Genomic DNA, 16,572 nt, shown 5'->3' with positions numbered 1-16,572 from the left:
TTGAAACCATATCCATTTAAACTTCATTTGCAATATTTTGCAGATGAAAAAACGGAAAAAGCAACTCCTAAAAAACGACAGGACACTCGTAAGAAGGGGCAAGTAGCCAAAAGTAATGATGTTAATACTGCAATCATACTCTTATTTGTATTTTTATGTTTTTGGTTTTTTGGAAGTTATTTCGGAGAAACACTTACCAATCTGCTGAAACATACGTTTCAAACCTATTTATTGGAAACCGTAAACGAGCCATTTATTGAAACGGTGTTTATTGAACTGCTATTTCAAGCAGCTTTAACATTCTCACCTATTATGTTAATTGCGATGATTGCTGGTGTTTTTGCTAGTTATATTCAAGTAGGTCCTTTGTTTGCTCCTGAAGCATTAAAGATGAAGATTTCGAAATTGAACCCTATTCAAGGAGCAAAGCGAATTTTTTCAGTAAGAGCTATTGTTGAACTCGTAAAGTCATTATTAAAAATATCTTTTGCGGGAATAACCGTTTTTACGATTATTTGGTTTAGTTTAGAGGACGTTATGCTGTTATCACAAAAAAGTGTTATGGAAGGCTTTGGTTTAATTGCACAGCTGACTGCGTTGTTAGGTATTTCTGTAGCCATTTTGCTATTGATACTAGCAGTACCAGATTATATTTATCAAAAATATGACCATGAAAAACAAATTAAAATGTCAAAAAAAGATGTTAAAGATGAACATAAAAATATGGAAGGGGACCCGAGGATTAAATCGAAACGAAAACAAAAACAAATGGAAATGGCGATGCAACGAATGATGCAAGAAGTACCAAAGGCAGATGTTGTTATAACGAATCCAACCCATTTCGCAGTCGCTCTTCGTTACGATGAATCGGTCTCTGAGGCACCCATTGTTATTGCAAAAGGTGTCGATATTATCGCACAGAAAATTAAAGGAATTGCATCAGAATATGATGTAATTACTGTTGAAAATAAACCATTGGCAAGGGCTTTGTATCATCAAGCAGAAATTGGTGACCAAGTGCCTGAGGCATTATTTAAATCAGTCGCAGAGGTTTTAGCATATGTTTATCGATTGAAAAACAAACAAGTCAATTAGTTTGTTGACGTAAGGGGAGAAGTTTTGTGGGAGTAAGAGATTTATCGGTTTTACTTGGTGTTATTTTAATCATCGCGATGTTAATTATACCTTTACCAACAATCATGTTAGATTTTCTAATTATTATTAATATTTCTCTTGCTCTTATTATTATTTTAGTAGCAATGAATACTCGAGAGCCTTTGCAATTTTCCATTTTTCCAACTTTACTGTTACTCGTTACCTTGTTTCGCCTTGGTTTAAATGTTTCTACTACTCGTTCTATTTTAAGTGAGGCAAAAGCAGGTAATGTCATAGATACTTTTGGTAGTTTTGTTGTTAGTGGAAATGCTCTTGTTGGTTTTGTCGTTTTCTTAATTTTAGTCGTCATTCAGTTTCTTGTTATTACGAAAGGGGCAGAACGAGTATCAGAGGTAGGTGCGCGTTTTACGTTAGATGCGATGCCTGGTAAGCAAATGAGTATTGATGCTGATTTAAATGCTGGAATGATATCAGATGCTGAAGCGAAGGAAAGACGAGAAAAAATAGAACAAGAAGCTGATTTTTACGGTTCAATGGATGGTGCTAGTAAATTTGTTAAAGGGGATGCTATTGCTGGTATCGTCATCGTTATTATTAATTTAATTTTTGGGTTTATCATCGGTATGATGCAACAAGGAATGACCTTTGATGAATCAGTAACGACATTTACATTACTTACTGTTGGGGATGGGTTAGTAAGTCAAATCCCAGCGTTGTTAATTTCGACAGCAACAGGAATTGTCGTAACAAGAGCGGCTTCTGAAGGCAGTTTAGGGCATGATGTGACGAAGCAAATTTTTGCATATCCTAAGATGCTCTATGTTGCAGGTGGAACGATTCTAATGCTAGGGATCGTCACACCGATTTATCCAATCGTTACATTTCCAATAGCGATTTTACTTATTATCGGTGGGCATATGCTTTCTAAAAATGAGCTGAAGATGACTGAGGAAGAAGATGTCATAAATGAAGAAGAGACAGAAGATGATATGAAGTCTCCTGAAAGTGTAGTCAATTTACTACAAATTGACCCGATAGAATTTGAATTTGGCTATGGATTAATACCATTAGCAGATGCTAACCAAGGTGGGGATTTACTTGATCGTGTCGTCATGATTAGACGGCAAATGGCATTAGAATTAGGAATGATCGTCCCGGTCATCAGAATAAGAGATAATATTCAATTACAACCTAATGAATATACAATTAAAATAAAAGGTAATGAAATAGCAAAGGGTGAATTGCTGTTAGATCATTATATGGCAATGAGTCCTGGAGTAGAGGATGAATCGATTGTTGGAATAGAGACAGTAGAGCCTGCATTTGGAATGCCTGCGCTTTGGATTGGTGAAGATATGAAAGAACAAGCAGAACTTTCAGGATATACGGTTGTAGACCCACCTTCTGTTGTATCGACTCATCTAACAGAGGTAGTGAAAAGGCATGCACATGAATTATTAGGTAGAGAAGAAACGAAGCAATTAGTTGATCATTTGAAAGAAACCTACCCAGCTCTTGTGGAAGAAGTAACGCCAAGCACGTTATCAACTGGTGAAATTCAAAAGGTGTTAACGAATTTGCTAAGGGAAAATGTCTCTATTCGAAATTTACCTACCATTTTCGAGACGATGGCCGATTATGGATCGATGACAAAAGATATGGATCTATTAACGGAGTATGTTAGACAGTCGTTATCAAGGCAAATCTCTAAGCAAATGACAACACCAGGAGAGCCTTTATATGTTGTGACATTAAGTGGCACGATCGAAAAGAAGATTGCCGATTCGATTCAACAAACTGAGCATGGAAACTTTTTGGCTTTGGATCCAAATGAGTCTCAACGAATTTTGGAGTCGGCAGCTGCAGAAACAGATCGGTTAGCGCAAATGGGGCAAACACCTGTTATTCTTTGTTCCCCAGCAGTAAGAATGTATGTGAGACAGCTAATTGAACGTTACTTACCTCAAGTGCCGGTGCTTTCTTATAATGAATTAGAAACGGATATAGAGGTGCAAAGTGTAGGGGTGGTGAATGTTGAATGAAAGTAAAGAAATTTATTGCTACAAATATGGCTGAGGCCATGCACTCTATTCGTTCAGAATTAGGCGAGGATGCAGTCATACTTCATTCAAAGAAAGTGGATACGGGTGGTTTTCTTGGGATGTTTACGAAGAAAAAGCTCGAAGTAATTGCCGCGATTGATCCACTTGGGAGTCAGCCTAAATCAAAGGCGTTAACTTCAGCAGCACGTTTAAAGCAGCAACCAAAACAAGCAAAGCAGCCAACAGTAAGTACCGATAATCAACAACTTTCCATGAAAAATGAGATTGAACAGTTAAAAACGTTAATAAGTGAAATGAAACCTAAATCTAAAAATGATCTAGAGTATCCGCGTCCGTTCCAAGAGATCGAAAATCATTTAGCAGATCAGGGAGTATTGAAGTCTGCAAGGGGGATCATTATAAAGAAAATAATGAAAGATTGGTATGATAACGAAGAAGAGGATTTTCAATTGAATGTCGACTATTCTTCTATTTTAAAAACACTTTTTACTAATCTTTCATTTGGCCAACCTTTTAATAAAAAAATTGTTAACATTGTTGGGCCGACAGGTGTAGGGAAAACGACCACTATTGCTAAGTTAGCAGCCATTGCGACACTTCAAGAGAAAAAAAAGGTGGCTTTAATTACGACTGATACGTTTCGGATTTCAGCGGTAGAACAATTAAAAACATATGCGAAAATTTTAAATGTTCCTGTAAAAGTTGCTTATTCAATTGATGATTTTAAAAAAGGGATTGATATGTATTCACATTATGACTTAATATTAGTCGATTCTGCTGGAAGGAATTTCAGGAATTCTCTTTACGTCGAAGAGCTATCGAAAGTCATGAATTTTGACCAGGATACTGAAACACACTTAGTTCTTTCTCTTACTTCTAAGTATGAAGATATGAAGGCGATCATTGAGCAGTTTAACCTTATCTCCATTTCTTCTATTATTTTGACAAAAAAAGATGAAACGAGTACACACGGTGCTATGGTAAATATTCCATTTGAATATAATATGCCTCTTACTTATGTGACAACAGGTCAAAATGTGCCGGATGATATTATGACAGCTTCGATTGAATTAATTGCTTCTTCCATCAAAGGGAGGGCTAAAGATGAATGATCAGGCTGAAAATTTAAGAAAAATGGTTGCCTCTGAAGCTACAAAAGAAGCGAAAGTTATCGCAGTTGTAAGTGGAAAAGGAGGGGTTGGCAAATCAAATGTTTGTTTGAACTTTGCCCTATCCTTGACACGTTTAGGTAAGAAGGTAGCTATTTTCGATTTAGATATAGGGATGGCTAATTTGGATATATTAATGGGAGTATCCTCAACCTATACGATCATGGATGTGCTAGAAAATGAGCTATCTATTTGGGATATCATTGAAAATAGTGAGGATGGATTAGCTTACATCGCTGGGGGGTCTGGCTTCTCATCTTTTGTAGAATTAACTGATTCAAAAATTCATCGCTTTTTTAACCAGTTAGAGTTAATAGGTCAGCATTTTGATTTTGTATTTTTGGATATGGGAGCGGGAGCAACAAAGGCTAGTATGCAATTTATTTTGGCAGCAAATGAAATTTTCGTGGTGACAACCCCTGAACCAACATCGATTACAGATGCTTATGCAATGGTAAAGTATATACATTTAAGTGATGAACAAATTCCGATGTATTTGCTCATTAATCGTGCTGAATCTGAAAAGGAAGCAAAGGATACCGAGCAAAACTTCAAGCGAGTTACATTACAATTTTTAGGTAAGCATTTACTCCCATTAGGGTATGTTCCTTTTGACGATAAAGTAACAAAATCTGTTAAGTCACAAAAGCCATTCGTTTTATTATACCCACAAACAAAGGCAAGTCAGTCAATTGCTCAAATGGCATCTTCTTATATTGGGATAAAAGAGTCTACACCTTCAAAGTTTGGACAATTCATAAAAAAAATGAAGGTATTCATGAATAAGTAAAAATAACAACGTGGAAAGTTGGGGATAACATGAATAAATTAATTCGTGTATTAGTAGTAGATGATTCTGCTTTTATGAGAAAAGTCATCTCCGATATTATTAACTCTGACACGCGTATGGAAGTTATTGCAACAGGTAGACATGGTGGGGATGCGATTAAAAAAATTGAAGAATTTGAACCTGATGTGATGACACTTGATGTTGAAATGCCAATCATGAGCGGATTAGATGCGTTGAAATGGATTATGAAAAAAAAGCCAATGCCTATTGTAATGATTAGTAGTAAAACAAAAATAGGAGCCGACGCAACCTTACAAGCAATGGAAGTAGGGGCTGTTGACTTTATTACAAAGCCATCGGGTGCGATTTCACTTGATATTGGGAAAGTGGCTGATGAAATAAAAGAAAAGGTTTACCATGCTTCAAAAGCGAATGTCGAGGCTCTACAGAACGACCATCGTCCTAGTAAAGTTCAACCAATCCCGATTAAAAAAGATAGACAAGCTGTGGCGACAAAATCTTCTACGCAAAAAATAATAGCAATTGGTACTTCAACTGGGGGACCGAAAGCATTAAAAACAGTCATTAGTCAACTTCCTTCATCCATACAGGCTCCGGTTTTAGTTGTTCAGCATATGCCAGCTGGGTTCACTAAGTCATTAGCTGATAGGCTTGATCGCTTGTCAGAGCTTACTGTCAAGGAAGCTAAATCAGGAGATGTGTTGGAGAATGGACATGTTTATATTGCTCCTGGAGGCTTGCATTTGAAGCTGGTCGTTCAATCTAAGGCTTTAACGATTCAAACAACTTTAGATGAACCAAGGAAGGGGCATCGTCCTTCGGTAGATACGATGTTTGAATCTTTGGCACAAATCAATCAAATTGATGTGATTGCGGTAGTGATGACTGGAATGGGAACAGACGGTACGATTGGATTAAAAGAATTAAAAAAGCGATATAACTGTTATTCCATTGCCGAAGCAGAAGAAACTTGTGTCGTTTATGGAATGCCTAAATCAATTGTGGCCAATAGATTAGCTGATGAAGTTGTTAGGGTTGAAAGCATTAGTCATTACATTACACAATATTGCCAAGGGTAGGGGAATAAAATGGATGATCTTAAAAAATTACAGCCATTTCATTTAGATGTATTAAAAGAAATTGGTAATATCGGTGCTGGTAATGCTGCGACAAGCTTGTCACTCTTATTAAATAAAACGATTGATATGAGTGTACCAGATGTTCGGGTTGTTTCATTACAAGAAATACCAGATCAAGTCGGTGGTGCTGATACAGAGGTAGCTGCAATCTTCTTACGTATAGAAGGGGAAGCTCCAGGTAGTATGTATTTTATAGCGGATATTACGGATATTGAAAAAATGATTTGCCGATTAATTGGAAATGATCATTTCCAACTTGTATCTCCTCCTTTTGATGAAATGGGTATGTCAGCCTTTTTGGAAGTTGGAAATATTTTAGCAGGATCTTATCTCTCTTCTTTTTCAGATTTTACTCAATTAGATTTGCAGCCGTCAGTTCCCGGTGTAAGTATTGATATGGCAGGGGCTATTTTAAGCTATGGCTTAATCCCAATATCTGAGGTCGGTGATTTTGCTATTGTGATTGATACGGAAATTGTTGAGGTGGATGAAGAATCTGAAAAGGTTTCAGGTCATTTCTTTTTATTACCGGATCCCGGTTCATTTCAAACGATCTTCAAAGCGTTAGGAGTGGAAATAGATGAGTGACGTTATTAAGGTTGGCATGGCTGATTTAAATATTGTCACTCCTCCAAATACGATTCGTACTTCAGGACTCGGCTCTTGTGTCGGGTTAATCATATTTGATGATCAAAAAAATGTTGCAGGTATGGCACATATTATGTTACCTAATTCAAAATTATGTAAACAATCTCCGCCAAATGTTGCTAAATATGCTGATACCGCAATACCAGCTTTGATACAGGATTTAAAGAAAAAGGGTGCTAAACCAGCATTTTTAAAAGCTAAAATGGCTGGCGGTGCACAAATGTTTTCGTTCTCAACTGGGAATGAGATGATGAGAATTGGGCCAAGAAATATTGAGGCTGTTAGAGCATTGTTGGAAGCATTGAATATACCAATTGTTTCTGAAGATGTTGGTGGGAAAAGTGGTCGCACGATTGAATTCAATCCAGTTTCTAATCTGTTGAATATTCGAACGGTCAACCAAGGGACGAAGGAGATCTAACAAACAGAGGTGATGAGATGGCACAAGTAGCAGCAGATCAAAAAATATGGGATAAGTGGATAGAAGAACGGTCGAGAGAAGCTTGTAACGACTTGATCCAACATTACATGCCACTCGTCCATTATCATGTACAACGCATCTCAATCGGTTTGCCAAAAAATGTCCAAAGAGAAGATTTAATTAGCCATGGAATGTTTGGTTTATATGATGCACTTGAGAAATTTAACCCTGAGCGTGACTTGAAATTTGATACATATGCTTCCTTTCGTATAAGAGGTGCAATCATTGATGGATTAAGAAAAGAGGATTGGTTACCACGCTCGATTCGAGATAAAATTAAAAAGGTTGAATCGACTATTGAAAAACTCGAACAATTGTATGGAAGGTTCATTACAAGTGAAGAAGTGGCGAAAGAGTTAAATATCGATAAAGCAGAAGTTGAGCAAGTGATGACGGAATATTATACGGCTTCGTTATTATCAATGGATGAACGACCACAAGATCAAGATAGAAACGAAACGTATGCGACAACATTAGAAGATAGACAAACAAAGAAACCTGAAGATAAAATGGTTGAAGAAGCAACAAAACAAGAACTAGCAGAAGTCGTTAAGCGTTTAACTGAAAAAGAGCAACTGGTTATTAGTCTCTTTTATTTTGATGAAATGACGTTTACTGAAATCGGACAAATTCTTAATCTTTCGACTTCTAGAATTTCACAAATTCATTCTAAGGCTTTATTTCGGTTACAACAAGTAATGAAAAAAAAACGTTAAAGAGGGTGAAAAGCGGGGATGGTAGATGTAGCAGAATTCTATGAAGTGATCGTTTCTAAGGATAAAATGAATGCAACTATTCGACAAGTAGAAAAAAGAAATGAAGACGATAAAATCACAGCAGAAGATTTAAAGCGCTTGTTATATGACCATGACGTTGTCTATGGAATTGATGATTCAGTATTAAACCTTTTTGTTAATACACCGATTATTAGTCAAGAGCTTGTAGTAGCAAAAGGGAAAGCTCCGAAAGATGGTCATAATGCTTATTTAAAACCAATTTCATTTAATGAAAAAGCAAAAGATATAGAAAGCTATGAAAATATTGATATGCGAGATGTTGTGGACATTCCAACAGTTGTGATTGGTGAAAAAGTAGGAGAGAAAATTCAAGCAACGCCAGGAGAAGATGGTATAAATATAAATAACGAACAAGTACCCGCTAAGCCAGGTCATGATTTCAAGCTTGCGAAAGGAAAAAATACGAAAATTAGTGATAATGAGCTGGAACTTTATTCCTTAATTAATGGTCAAATTAGTGTCGATAAATATACGATCCATGTACATCCTACATATGAAATTAAAGGTGACCTTTCCATGAAAACAGGAAATGTTGATTTTGTAGGTAATGTCATCATTAATGGAAATGTTCCGGCTGGTTATTCAGTAAATGCAGTAGGTGATATTAGAGTCACTGGTACAGTTGAAGCTGCAACCCTTATTTCTGGTGGTTCTATCTTTATTGGTTCAGGGGTGGTAGGCCAGCATAAAAGCTATCTTGAGGCTGAAAAAGATATTAAAACAGCTTTTATAAATGAGGGAACTGTTAAAGCTGGCGGAATAGTTGAAGTAACACAAACCATTTTACATAGCCAAGTAACATCAGGGAAAATGGTAATTTGCAATCGAGGAAGAGGCCTTATAGTAGGAGGGGCTATTTCCGCAATCGAAACGATTAAAGCTAAAGAAATTGGAAATGATATGCATACTCAAACAGACTTATTTATCGGTCTTACAAAAGATACCATTGATGAGCATAAAGCTCTTGAAAAAGAAATGAATGAAATTAATGATGCATTAAAAAAGCTCACTCAGCTGTTAAGAACATTTTTAACAAAAGAGAAGAAAAACGGGACTTTAGAAGGGAGAGATAAACAAACAAAATTAAAAGTATTGCACTCATATCAAGAAAATAATGAAAAAAAACTAAAAATTCAAGAAAGATATTCTGAATTAGATGATATGATTGCCAATGAAGGAACTGGCCATGTGATTGCCGAAAAGAAGATGTATGGTAATGTTTCTGTTCACTTTGGTAAATACAAACGAACACTGAGATCTAATTACTCTAGACCGACTGTGAAAATGGAAGATAGCGAGATTAAAATCATAACGAAATAACAAGTAAGCGTTTACTTGGATTGGAGGGGATAGTCATGAGTATACGTCCGGTTGAAGTACAAGGGTCTTTTCCTCAATCACAAAAATCAGGTAAAATTCAAGAGCAACTTCAGCAACGAGGTCAAACATCACAAGACGTGATTGCCCAGCAAGAGAAAGAAGAAGCTAGAAAGTTACGTCAGCAAGTGAAGCAATCAGACGAATCTGAGCAGTCAAGGTTTCACAAGGATCGAGAATCTGAGCAACAAGAACAGAGTAATCAAGAAAGAAAACAAAAAAAACAAGAAGAGCCTACAAAACAAAAGCATCCTTATAAAGGAAACTTTATTGATTTTTCAGGATAGAAGGGAATTGTATGCTTGAATTATTAGTAGTCATTAGTTTATTACTGCATGGTTTTACGTTTTTATGGATTATGATTTTATTGCAGCGGATACGACATGTACAGAGCCAGCCAGATAGTATGAATCAGCTACAATCAGAAATGGAAGACATATTATTAGCGTATACAACAGAAATGAAAGAAGAGAATGAACGATTGCTTGAGAAGGTACAAAGAAATAAGCATCAAACGACAAGGAGTTTAGTGGAGGAACAATCAGCTAAAGCTTCAAATGATTCAATACAGCTAGAAGCGAAAGAGGAACAGGAACAGGAACAGGAAGATTCTCTCCCATATATTCCTCCTATAGAAATAAACGAACAAGAAACATACGAAAAATCCTATACAGTAAAAGTATTAGAGTTAGCACAGTCCGGTCTCACTTCCGAGCAAATTGCCAAAAAATTAAAAATGGGAAAAGGTGAAGTTGAGCTTATACTGAAATTTCATCAATCATGACAATCCATACTTGCGCCGCTAGTGGCAATGTGGTATAGTAATTCTCGGTGTTAATCACACACGCTATTTGATTTATGAAAAGGTGCTGAATCCAGTCTTTCATAAAAATGATCATAGCGGAGGAAAAAAACCATAAATGAAGGAGGTGTTGGATGTGGCAGTAATCTCCATGAAGCAATTATTAGAAGCTGGTGTTCACTTCGGTCATCAAACTCGACGATGGAACCCTAAAATGGATCGCTACATCTTCACAGAAAGAAACGGTATTTACATTATTGATTTACAAAAAACAGTTAAGAAGGTTGAAGAAGCGTATCAATTTGTTCGTGATTTAGCTGCTGACGGTGGAAAGGTATTGTTTGTTGGTACGAAAAAACAAGCTCAAGACTCTGTCAAAGATGAAGCAGAACGTTGCGGCATGTATTATATTAACCAACGTTGGTTAGGTGGTACTCTTACAAACTTCGAGACTATTCAAAAACGTATTGCACGTCTTAAGAAACTTGAGAAAATGCAAGAGGATGGAACATTTGATGTTCTTCCTAAGAAAGAAGTTATTCTTCTTAAAAAGGAAATGGATCGTCTTGAAAAGTTTTTAGGCGGTATTAAAGATATGCAAGACGTCCCTGATGCTTTATTTGTTATTGACCCTCGTAAGGAACGTATTGCAATTGCCGAAGCACATAAGTTAAACATTCCAATTGTTGCAATTGTTGATACGAATTGTGATCCGGATGAGATTGACTATGTTATTCCAGGTAACGATGATGCCATTCGCGCAGTTAAATTATTAACTGGTAAGATGGCAGATGCAGTCATTGAAGCAACTTCTGCTGAAGCTGAAGAGGTTGAGGAAGAAGAAGAAACGACAACAGCTTAATTATTGTACTCAAATGGGGTGGTAAAGGGGGATTACCCTTTACCACTTTTTTAGAAGTTAAGATTTTTTCAATTCTTAGACGATAAGTCCTTTTTTATTACACAATATTTTCACATGATACATAAAGACAATTAAAAGGAGGCGTTATTTATGGCAGTAACGGCGAGTATGGTAAAAGAACTACGTGAAAAAACAGGTGCTGGAATGATGGATTGTAAAAAAGCACTAACAGAAACAGGTGGCGACATGGAAAAGGCAGTTGATTTCCTGCGCGAAAAAGGAATTGCAAAAGCTGCTAAAAAAGCGGACCGTGTTGCAGCAGAAGGGTTAACAATTGTTAAATCTGAAGGCAATAAAGCGGTTATTGCTGAAATTAACTCTGAAACAGATTTCGTTGCTAAAAATGAAAACTTCCAAAAATTAGTTGGTGACCTAGCTGATTTTGTATTGAAAAATGAGCCTACTACTGTTGAAGAAGCACTTGGGCAAGAGTTTGCTCCTGGACAAACAGTCGAAGAGTTCATTAATTCATCTATTGCTAAAATCGGTGAAAAAATTTCATTACGTCGTTTTGTAGTAGTATCCAAAGCTGATGGTGATACTTTTGGCGAGTATTTGCATATGGGTGGGCGTATTGGTGTACTAACAATTCTAGAAGGCACATCTGATAGTGAATTAGCTAAAGATATTGCTATGCATATCGCTGCTATTAACCCGAAGTATGTATCGCGTGATCAAGTTGCTCAGGATGAAGTAGAGCGTGAACGCGAAGTATTAAAGCAACAAGCACTTAATGAAGGTAAGCCAGAAAATATTGTTGAAAAAATGGTTGAAGGCCGACTCGGAAAGTTCTTTGAACAAGTATGTTTAAATGATCAAGCATTTGTTAAGGATGGAGATCAAAAGGTAGGCAAATATGTAAAAGCAAAAGGTGCTGAAGTAAAAGGTTTCATTCGCTATGAAGTTGGAGAAGGAATTGAGAAGCGTGAAGACAACTTCGCTGAAGAAGTTATGTCTCAAGTGAAAAAATAAAGATGAAGGGACACGAAGGTGTGTCCCTTTTTCACAAGAAGATGGTAAAACTTCAGGTTCGAGCGGAGGTCACTATGAAATCATATAATCGAGTAGTTTTAAAATTAAGCGGGGAAGCCCTAGCTGGTGATCAAGGGTATGGAATTGATCCATTGGTTATACAATCTATTGCCAAGCAAATTAAAGAAATTGTCGAATTAAATGTTGAAGTAGCTGTTGTAGTTGGTGGTGGAAACATTTGGCGAGGTATGGCAGGTAGTGCAAAAGGAATGGATCGTGCGACTGCTGACTATATGGGGATGCTTGCAACTGTCATGAATTCATTAGCATTACAAGATGGGCTTGAAGATATTGGGGTTGAAACGAGAGTTCAAACCTCGATTGAAATGCGTCAAGTAGCTGAACCGTATATACGTCGAAAGGCGATTCGTCATCTTGAAAAGAAACGTGTTGTTATTTTTGCTGCAGGGACAGGTAACCCTTATTTTTCTACTGATACAACTGCTGCATTACGTGCAGCAGAAATAGAGGCTGAAGTGATCCTTATGGCAAAAAATAAAGTCGATGGTGTTTACAGCGCAGATCCATCAGTTGATGCTTCCGCAAAAAAATATACAACGCTCTCCTTTATGGATGTGTTAAAAGAAGGTTTAGCTGTTATGGACTCAACAGCATCATCTCTTTGTATGGACAATGACATACCATTAATTGTCTTTTCGATTATGGAAGAAGGTAATATTAAAAAAGCCGTTACAGGTGAAGAAATTGGAACAATTGTCAGGGGGAATGAATAATGTCAAAGGAAATTATTAATGACGCGAAATCAAGGATGGAAAAGGCGATTGATTCGTTAAATAGAGATTTGGCTAAGCTTAGAGCCGGTCGAGCAAATCCTGCTCTCCTAGATCGAATAACAGTTGAGTACTATGGAGCTGAAACTCCGTTAAATCAGCTTGCAACGATTTCGGTACCAGAAGCGCGATTATTGACCATTCAACCATTTGATAAGTCTTCAATTGGTGAAATTGAGCGTGCAATTTTGAAATCTGAGTTAGGTTTAACACCTGCTAATGATGGATCTATTATTCGCATAACGATTCCACCATTAACAGAGGAGCGTCGTAAAGAATTAGTGAAAATGGTTAAAAAATCAGCTGAAGAGGCAAAGGTTGCTATTCGTAACGTACGTCGTGATGCAAATGATACACTGAAAAAAGGACAAAAGGATGGCGAGTTAACCGAAGATGATCTTCGTCGTTATACAGATGAAATGCAAAAATTAACAGATACGTATACAGCTAAGGTTGATGATGTTTCCGACCATAAAGAAAAAGAAATCATGGAAGTGTAAGATCGATCCATGTAAAATAGAGATTAAAGACCCTCTTTTTTATAGGGGGTTTTTCCACTTTCATCCTACCATATAACGAGTAAGTGTACAGTTATGTAAGATGTTGAACCTGCTGTAAGTAGATGGAGGGCGCTTAACATGCTTGATAGACTAACAAATTGGAGAACAAAACGTTCGAATGATGAAGATGAAATGCATTTATCAACGAATATACCGAAACACATTGCTATCATAATGGATGGAAACGGTCGTTGGGCAAAAAATAGAGGTTTACCGAGAATTGCTGGACACCGTGAAGGCATGAAGGTCATTAATAAAATTGTACGAAAAGCAAATGAGTTAGGTGTTGAAGTCTTAACACTTTACGCATTCTCAACGGAAAATTGGAAGCGTCCAAAAACAGAAGTTGATTTCTTAATGAAACTTCCCGAACGCTTCTTAGCGACTGAGTTACCACAATTAATGAAAGAAAATGTGAAAGTGCGTTTAATGGGAAGTATTAATGAATTACCAGAACATACAAAGAAGGCCGTTAACAAGGCCGTTGATCAAACCTCTGGTAATACCGGACTCATACTAAACTTTGCTTTAAATTACGGAAGTCGATTTGAGATAGCACTTGCGGTAAAAAAAATTAGTGAACAAGTAGAGCAAGGAATTATTAAGTCAGACGAAGTGAATGAAAATTTATTAACAGAGCATTTAATGACAGCTGAATTACGTGATCCAGATTTACTCATTCGTACGAGTGGAGAAATTCGATTAAGTAATTTTATGCTTTGGCAGGTTGCTTATAGTGAGTTTTGGTTTACGGAAGTATTGTGGCCGGATTTTAGTGAGCAGCATTTGGTTGAAGCGATCTTCGTCTATCAAAAACGTGCGAGAAGATACGGCGGTGTATAGAGAGGGGCGAGGTTTTGAAGCAGCGAATTATTACAGGAGTCATTGGTGGTGCATTATTTGTTAGCTTTGTCATCATTGGTGGTTGGTTGTTTTCACTTTTTATAACGATTGTCGCATCGATTGCAATGATTGAGCTTTTAAAGATGAAAAAGATCAGACCAATCTCGCTAATGGGTATTATAAGCTTACTTTCAATGTGGCTATTACTTGTACCAACAGTATGGTATGATCAAGTTATTCCATTTTCATTTACGAAAGTAGAAGTGTTTATCTTTGTGATTTTGGCTTTACTAATGTTTACGGTTCTTACAAAAAATACGTTTACATTTGATGAAGTTGGATTTGTAATCGTGTCATCAGTCTATGTTGGCTTTGGATTTCACTACTTAATTGTAACAAGGGAAATACCAGATTTGGGTATGATGCTTGTTTTCTTTATTTTGTTCATTATTTGGACAACCGACTCTTCAGCGTATTTTGTTGGTCGCTCACTAGGTAAGCATAAATTATGGCCAGATATTAGTCCGAAGAAAACGATCGAAGGGTCGATTGGTGGAATTATTGGTGCGATATTAATAGGTTCTACGTTTCATTTTATATATCCGCTATTTTCCAGTTTTTATCTCGCTTTAGTTGTGATTATTGTCGCATCAGTATTGGGGCAATTAGGAGATCTAGTAGAATCAGCTTTAAAGCGTCATTATGCAGTAAAGGATTCTGGGAATGTATTACCTGGTCATGGTGGGATCTTAGATCGATTTGATAGTTTGATTTATGTGATGCCGATTTTACATTTGCTTCAGCTAATTTAAAATCATATCGTTTGTTTAGCAAGAAGAATCCTTGGAATAATGTAGGTGAAAAGATTGAAGCATATTAGCTTATTAGGTGCGACAGGTTCGATAGGGACACAAACTCTTGATGTAATTAGACAGTTTCCTAAACAATTCTCACTTGTAGCGATGTCAGTTGGACGAAATATTGATCTAGCAATTGAACAAATACATGAATTTAAACCGTCAGTTGTTTCGGTCATGTCAAAGACTGAATATGACAAGTTAGTTCATCAAGTTCCGAGTGATACAAAAATCGTTTGGGGGAATGAAGGACTAATTGAAGTTGCAACTATTTCGAAAGTGAGTATTGTCGTAAATGCTGTCATTGGCAGTGTAGGATTAGCGCCTACGTTAGCGGCGATTCGTGAAGGGAAAACAATAGCGATTGCGAATAAAGAAACTCTTGTGACAGCAGGTCATATTGTTACGAATGAAGCAAAACGTGCCAATGTTTCTTTACTGCCGGTTGATAGTGAGCATTCAGCTATTTTTCAAGCTTTACAAGGTGAACAAAGAAGTGAAATTGATAAGTTAATATTAACCGCTTCAGGTGGAAGCTTTAGAGATCGTTCTCGTTCTGATTTAAAAGGTGTAACCGTTCAAGAGGCTTTGCAGCATCCTAATTGGTCAATGGGAGCTAAGATTACAATTGACTCTGCCACGATGATGAACAAAGGGTTAGAGATTATTGAGGCACATTGGTTATTTGATATACCATACGAGAAGATTGATGTATTACTACATAAAGAAAGTATTATTCATTCAATGGTTGAATACATTGATGGAAGTGTCATTGCGCAATTAGGAACTCCTGATATGAAAGTACCGATTCAGTATGCGCTGACTTATCCAAATAGATTTCAAAATTTCACTAATGAACGACTAAAGCTATCAGAAATCGGACAATTACATTTTCAAGCGATGGATGTCGAACGCTATCGTTGTGTGGAATTCGCATATGAAGCAGGACGAATTGGCGGGACGATGCCGACGGTATTAAATGCGGCAAATGAAGTAGCGGTTTCTCATTTTCTTCAAAAACGTTTGTCGTTTCTTGGGATTGAATCAGTCATAGAACAAGCTATGACTGAACATGAAGCGATTCAACAACCATCACTAGAAGAAATAGTAGCAGTAGATTTAGAAACACGTCAATTCATTAATACATTGATTAAATAAGAAAGG

18 protein-coding genes are annotated in these 16,572 nt (G+C 36.8%); all 18 read left to right on the top strand.

Features of this window, described 5'->3' with window-relative positions:
* The 18 genes from flhB to ACERJO_RS04735 all read left to right on the top strand — a co-directional run bounded on the left by flhB (position 1) and on the right by ACERJO_RS04735 (position 16,566).
* Positions 1-1,095 (top strand): flagellar biosynthesis protein FlhB, encoded by a 1,095-nt coding sequence (gene flhB / locus ACERJO_RS04820; protein ID WP_247103983.1) that lies wholly within the window; start codon positions 1-3, stop codon positions 1,093-1,095.
* A gap of 26 nt (positions 1,096-1,121) precedes the next feature.
* Entirely contained in the window at positions 1,122-3,158 is a 2,037-nt protein-coding gene (flhA, locus tag ACERJO_RS04815; protein WP_373646732.1) for a flagellar biosynthesis protein FlhA, read from the top strand.
* Positions 3,155-4,291: a flagellar biosynthesis GTPase FlhF gene (flhF, locus tag ACERJO_RS04810; protein WP_247103987.1), complete on the top strand. Its 1,137-nt coding sequence runs from the start codon at positions 3,155-3,157 to the stop codon at positions 4,289-4,291. The genes flhA and flhF overlap by 4 nt, the downstream gene beginning before the upstream one ends.
* Positions 4,284-5,138: a MinD/ParA family protein gene (locus ACERJO_RS04805; protein ID WP_373646731.1), complete on the top strand. Its 855-nt coding sequence runs from the start codon at positions 4,284-4,286 to the stop codon at positions 5,136-5,138. Before flhF ends, ACERJO_RS04805 begins: the two co-directional genes overlap by 8 nt.
* A 29-nt stretch (positions 5,139-5,167) precedes the next feature.
* On the top strand, positions 5,168-6,238 hold the full coding sequence (locus tag ACERJO_RS04800; protein ID WP_373646730.1) for a protein-glutamate methylesterase/protein-glutamine glutaminase: 1,071 nt from the start codon (positions 5,168-5,170) through the stop codon (positions 6,236-6,238).
* A gap of 9 nt (positions 6,239-6,247) precedes the next feature.
* Complete coding sequence (locus ACERJO_RS04795; RefSeq protein ID WP_247103990.1) at positions 6,248-6,886, top strand: chemotaxis protein CheC; 639 nt, start codon at positions 6,248-6,250, stop codon at positions 6,884-6,886.
* Complete coding sequence (locus ACERJO_RS04790; protein WP_247103991.1) at positions 6,879-7,367, top strand: chemotaxis protein CheD; 489 nt, start codon at positions 6,879-6,881, stop codon at positions 7,365-7,367. The genes ACERJO_RS04795 and ACERJO_RS04790 overlap by 8 nt, the downstream gene beginning before the upstream one ends.
* A gap of 17 nt (positions 7,368-7,384) precedes the next feature.
* Positions 7,385-8,143: a FliA/WhiG family RNA polymerase sigma factor gene (locus ACERJO_RS04785; protein ID WP_373646727.1), complete on the top strand. Its 759-nt coding sequence runs from the start codon at positions 7,385-7,387 to the stop codon at positions 8,141-8,143.
* Positions 8,144-8,161: 18 nt separating this feature from the next.
* The gene (locus ACERJO_RS04780) at positions 8,162-9,544 is read left to right on the top strand and encodes a flagellar assembly protein A (protein WP_260505859.1); all 1,383 of its coding nucleotides are present in this window, start codon (positions 8,162-8,164) and stop codon (positions 9,542-9,544) included.
* Between the two features lie 35 nt (positions 9,545-9,579).
* Complete coding sequence (locus tag ACERJO_RS04775) at positions 9,580-9,888, top strand: hypothetical protein (RefSeq protein ID WP_247103994.1); 309 nt, start codon at positions 9,580-9,582, stop codon at positions 9,886-9,888.
* A gap of 11 nt (positions 9,889-9,899) precedes the next feature.
* On the top strand, positions 9,900-10,385 hold the full coding sequence (locus ACERJO_RS04770) for a DUF6115 domain-containing protein (RefSeq protein ID WP_373646725.1): 486 nt from the start codon (positions 9,900-9,902) through the stop codon (positions 10,383-10,385).
* A gap of 154 nt (positions 10,386-10,539) precedes the next feature.
* Positions 10,540-11,265: a 30S ribosomal protein S2 gene (gene rpsB / locus ACERJO_RS04765; RefSeq protein ID WP_247103998.1), complete on the top strand. Its 726-nt coding sequence runs from the start codon at positions 10,540-10,542 to the stop codon at positions 11,263-11,265.
* 150 nt (positions 11,266-11,415) lie between these two features.
* Positions 11,416-12,297, top strand: coding sequence for a translation elongation factor Ts (gene tsf, locus ACERJO_RS04760; protein ID WP_373646722.1), 882 nt, complete (start codon positions 11,416-11,418; stop codon positions 12,295-12,297).
* Positions 12,298-12,371: 74 nt separating this feature from the next.
* Positions 12,372-13,091: a UMP kinase gene (gene pyrH / locus ACERJO_RS04755; protein WP_247104001.1), complete on the top strand. Its 720-nt coding sequence runs from the start codon at positions 12,372-12,374 to the stop codon at positions 13,089-13,091.
* Entirely contained in the window at positions 13,091-13,648 is a 558-nt protein-coding gene (frr, locus tag ACERJO_RS04750) for a ribosome recycling factor (RefSeq protein ID WP_247104002.1), read from the top strand. Before pyrH ends, frr begins: the two co-directional genes overlap by 1 nt.
* A 138-nt stretch (positions 13,649-13,786) precedes the next feature.
* Entirely contained in the window at positions 13,787-14,551 is a 765-nt protein-coding gene (locus tag ACERJO_RS04745) for an undecaprenyl pyrophosphate synthase (protein WP_260505860.1), read from the top strand.
* Between the two features lie 14 nt (positions 14,552-14,565).
* Positions 14,566-15,363, top strand: coding sequence for a phosphatidate cytidylyltransferase (locus ACERJO_RS04740; RefSeq protein ID WP_247104003.1), 798 nt, complete (start codon positions 14,566-14,568; stop codon positions 15,361-15,363).
* Between the two features lie 54 nt (positions 15,364-15,417).
* Positions 15,418-16,566 (top strand): 1-deoxy-D-xylulose-5-phosphate reductoisomerase, encoded by a 1,149-nt coding sequence (locus tag ACERJO_RS04735; RefSeq protein ID WP_373646849.1) that lies wholly within the window; start codon positions 15,418-15,420, stop codon positions 16,564-16,566.
* Positions 16,567-16,572 lie beyond the last annotated feature (6 nt).

Origin of the sequence: Halalkalibacter sp. AB-rgal2, from assembly GCF_041821005.1 — a bacterium.
Classification (GTDB): domain Bacteria; phylum Bacillota; class Bacilli; order Bacillales; family Bacillaceae_D; genus Halalkalibacter.
This window is presented reverse-complemented; position numbering and strand designations above follow the sequence as displayed.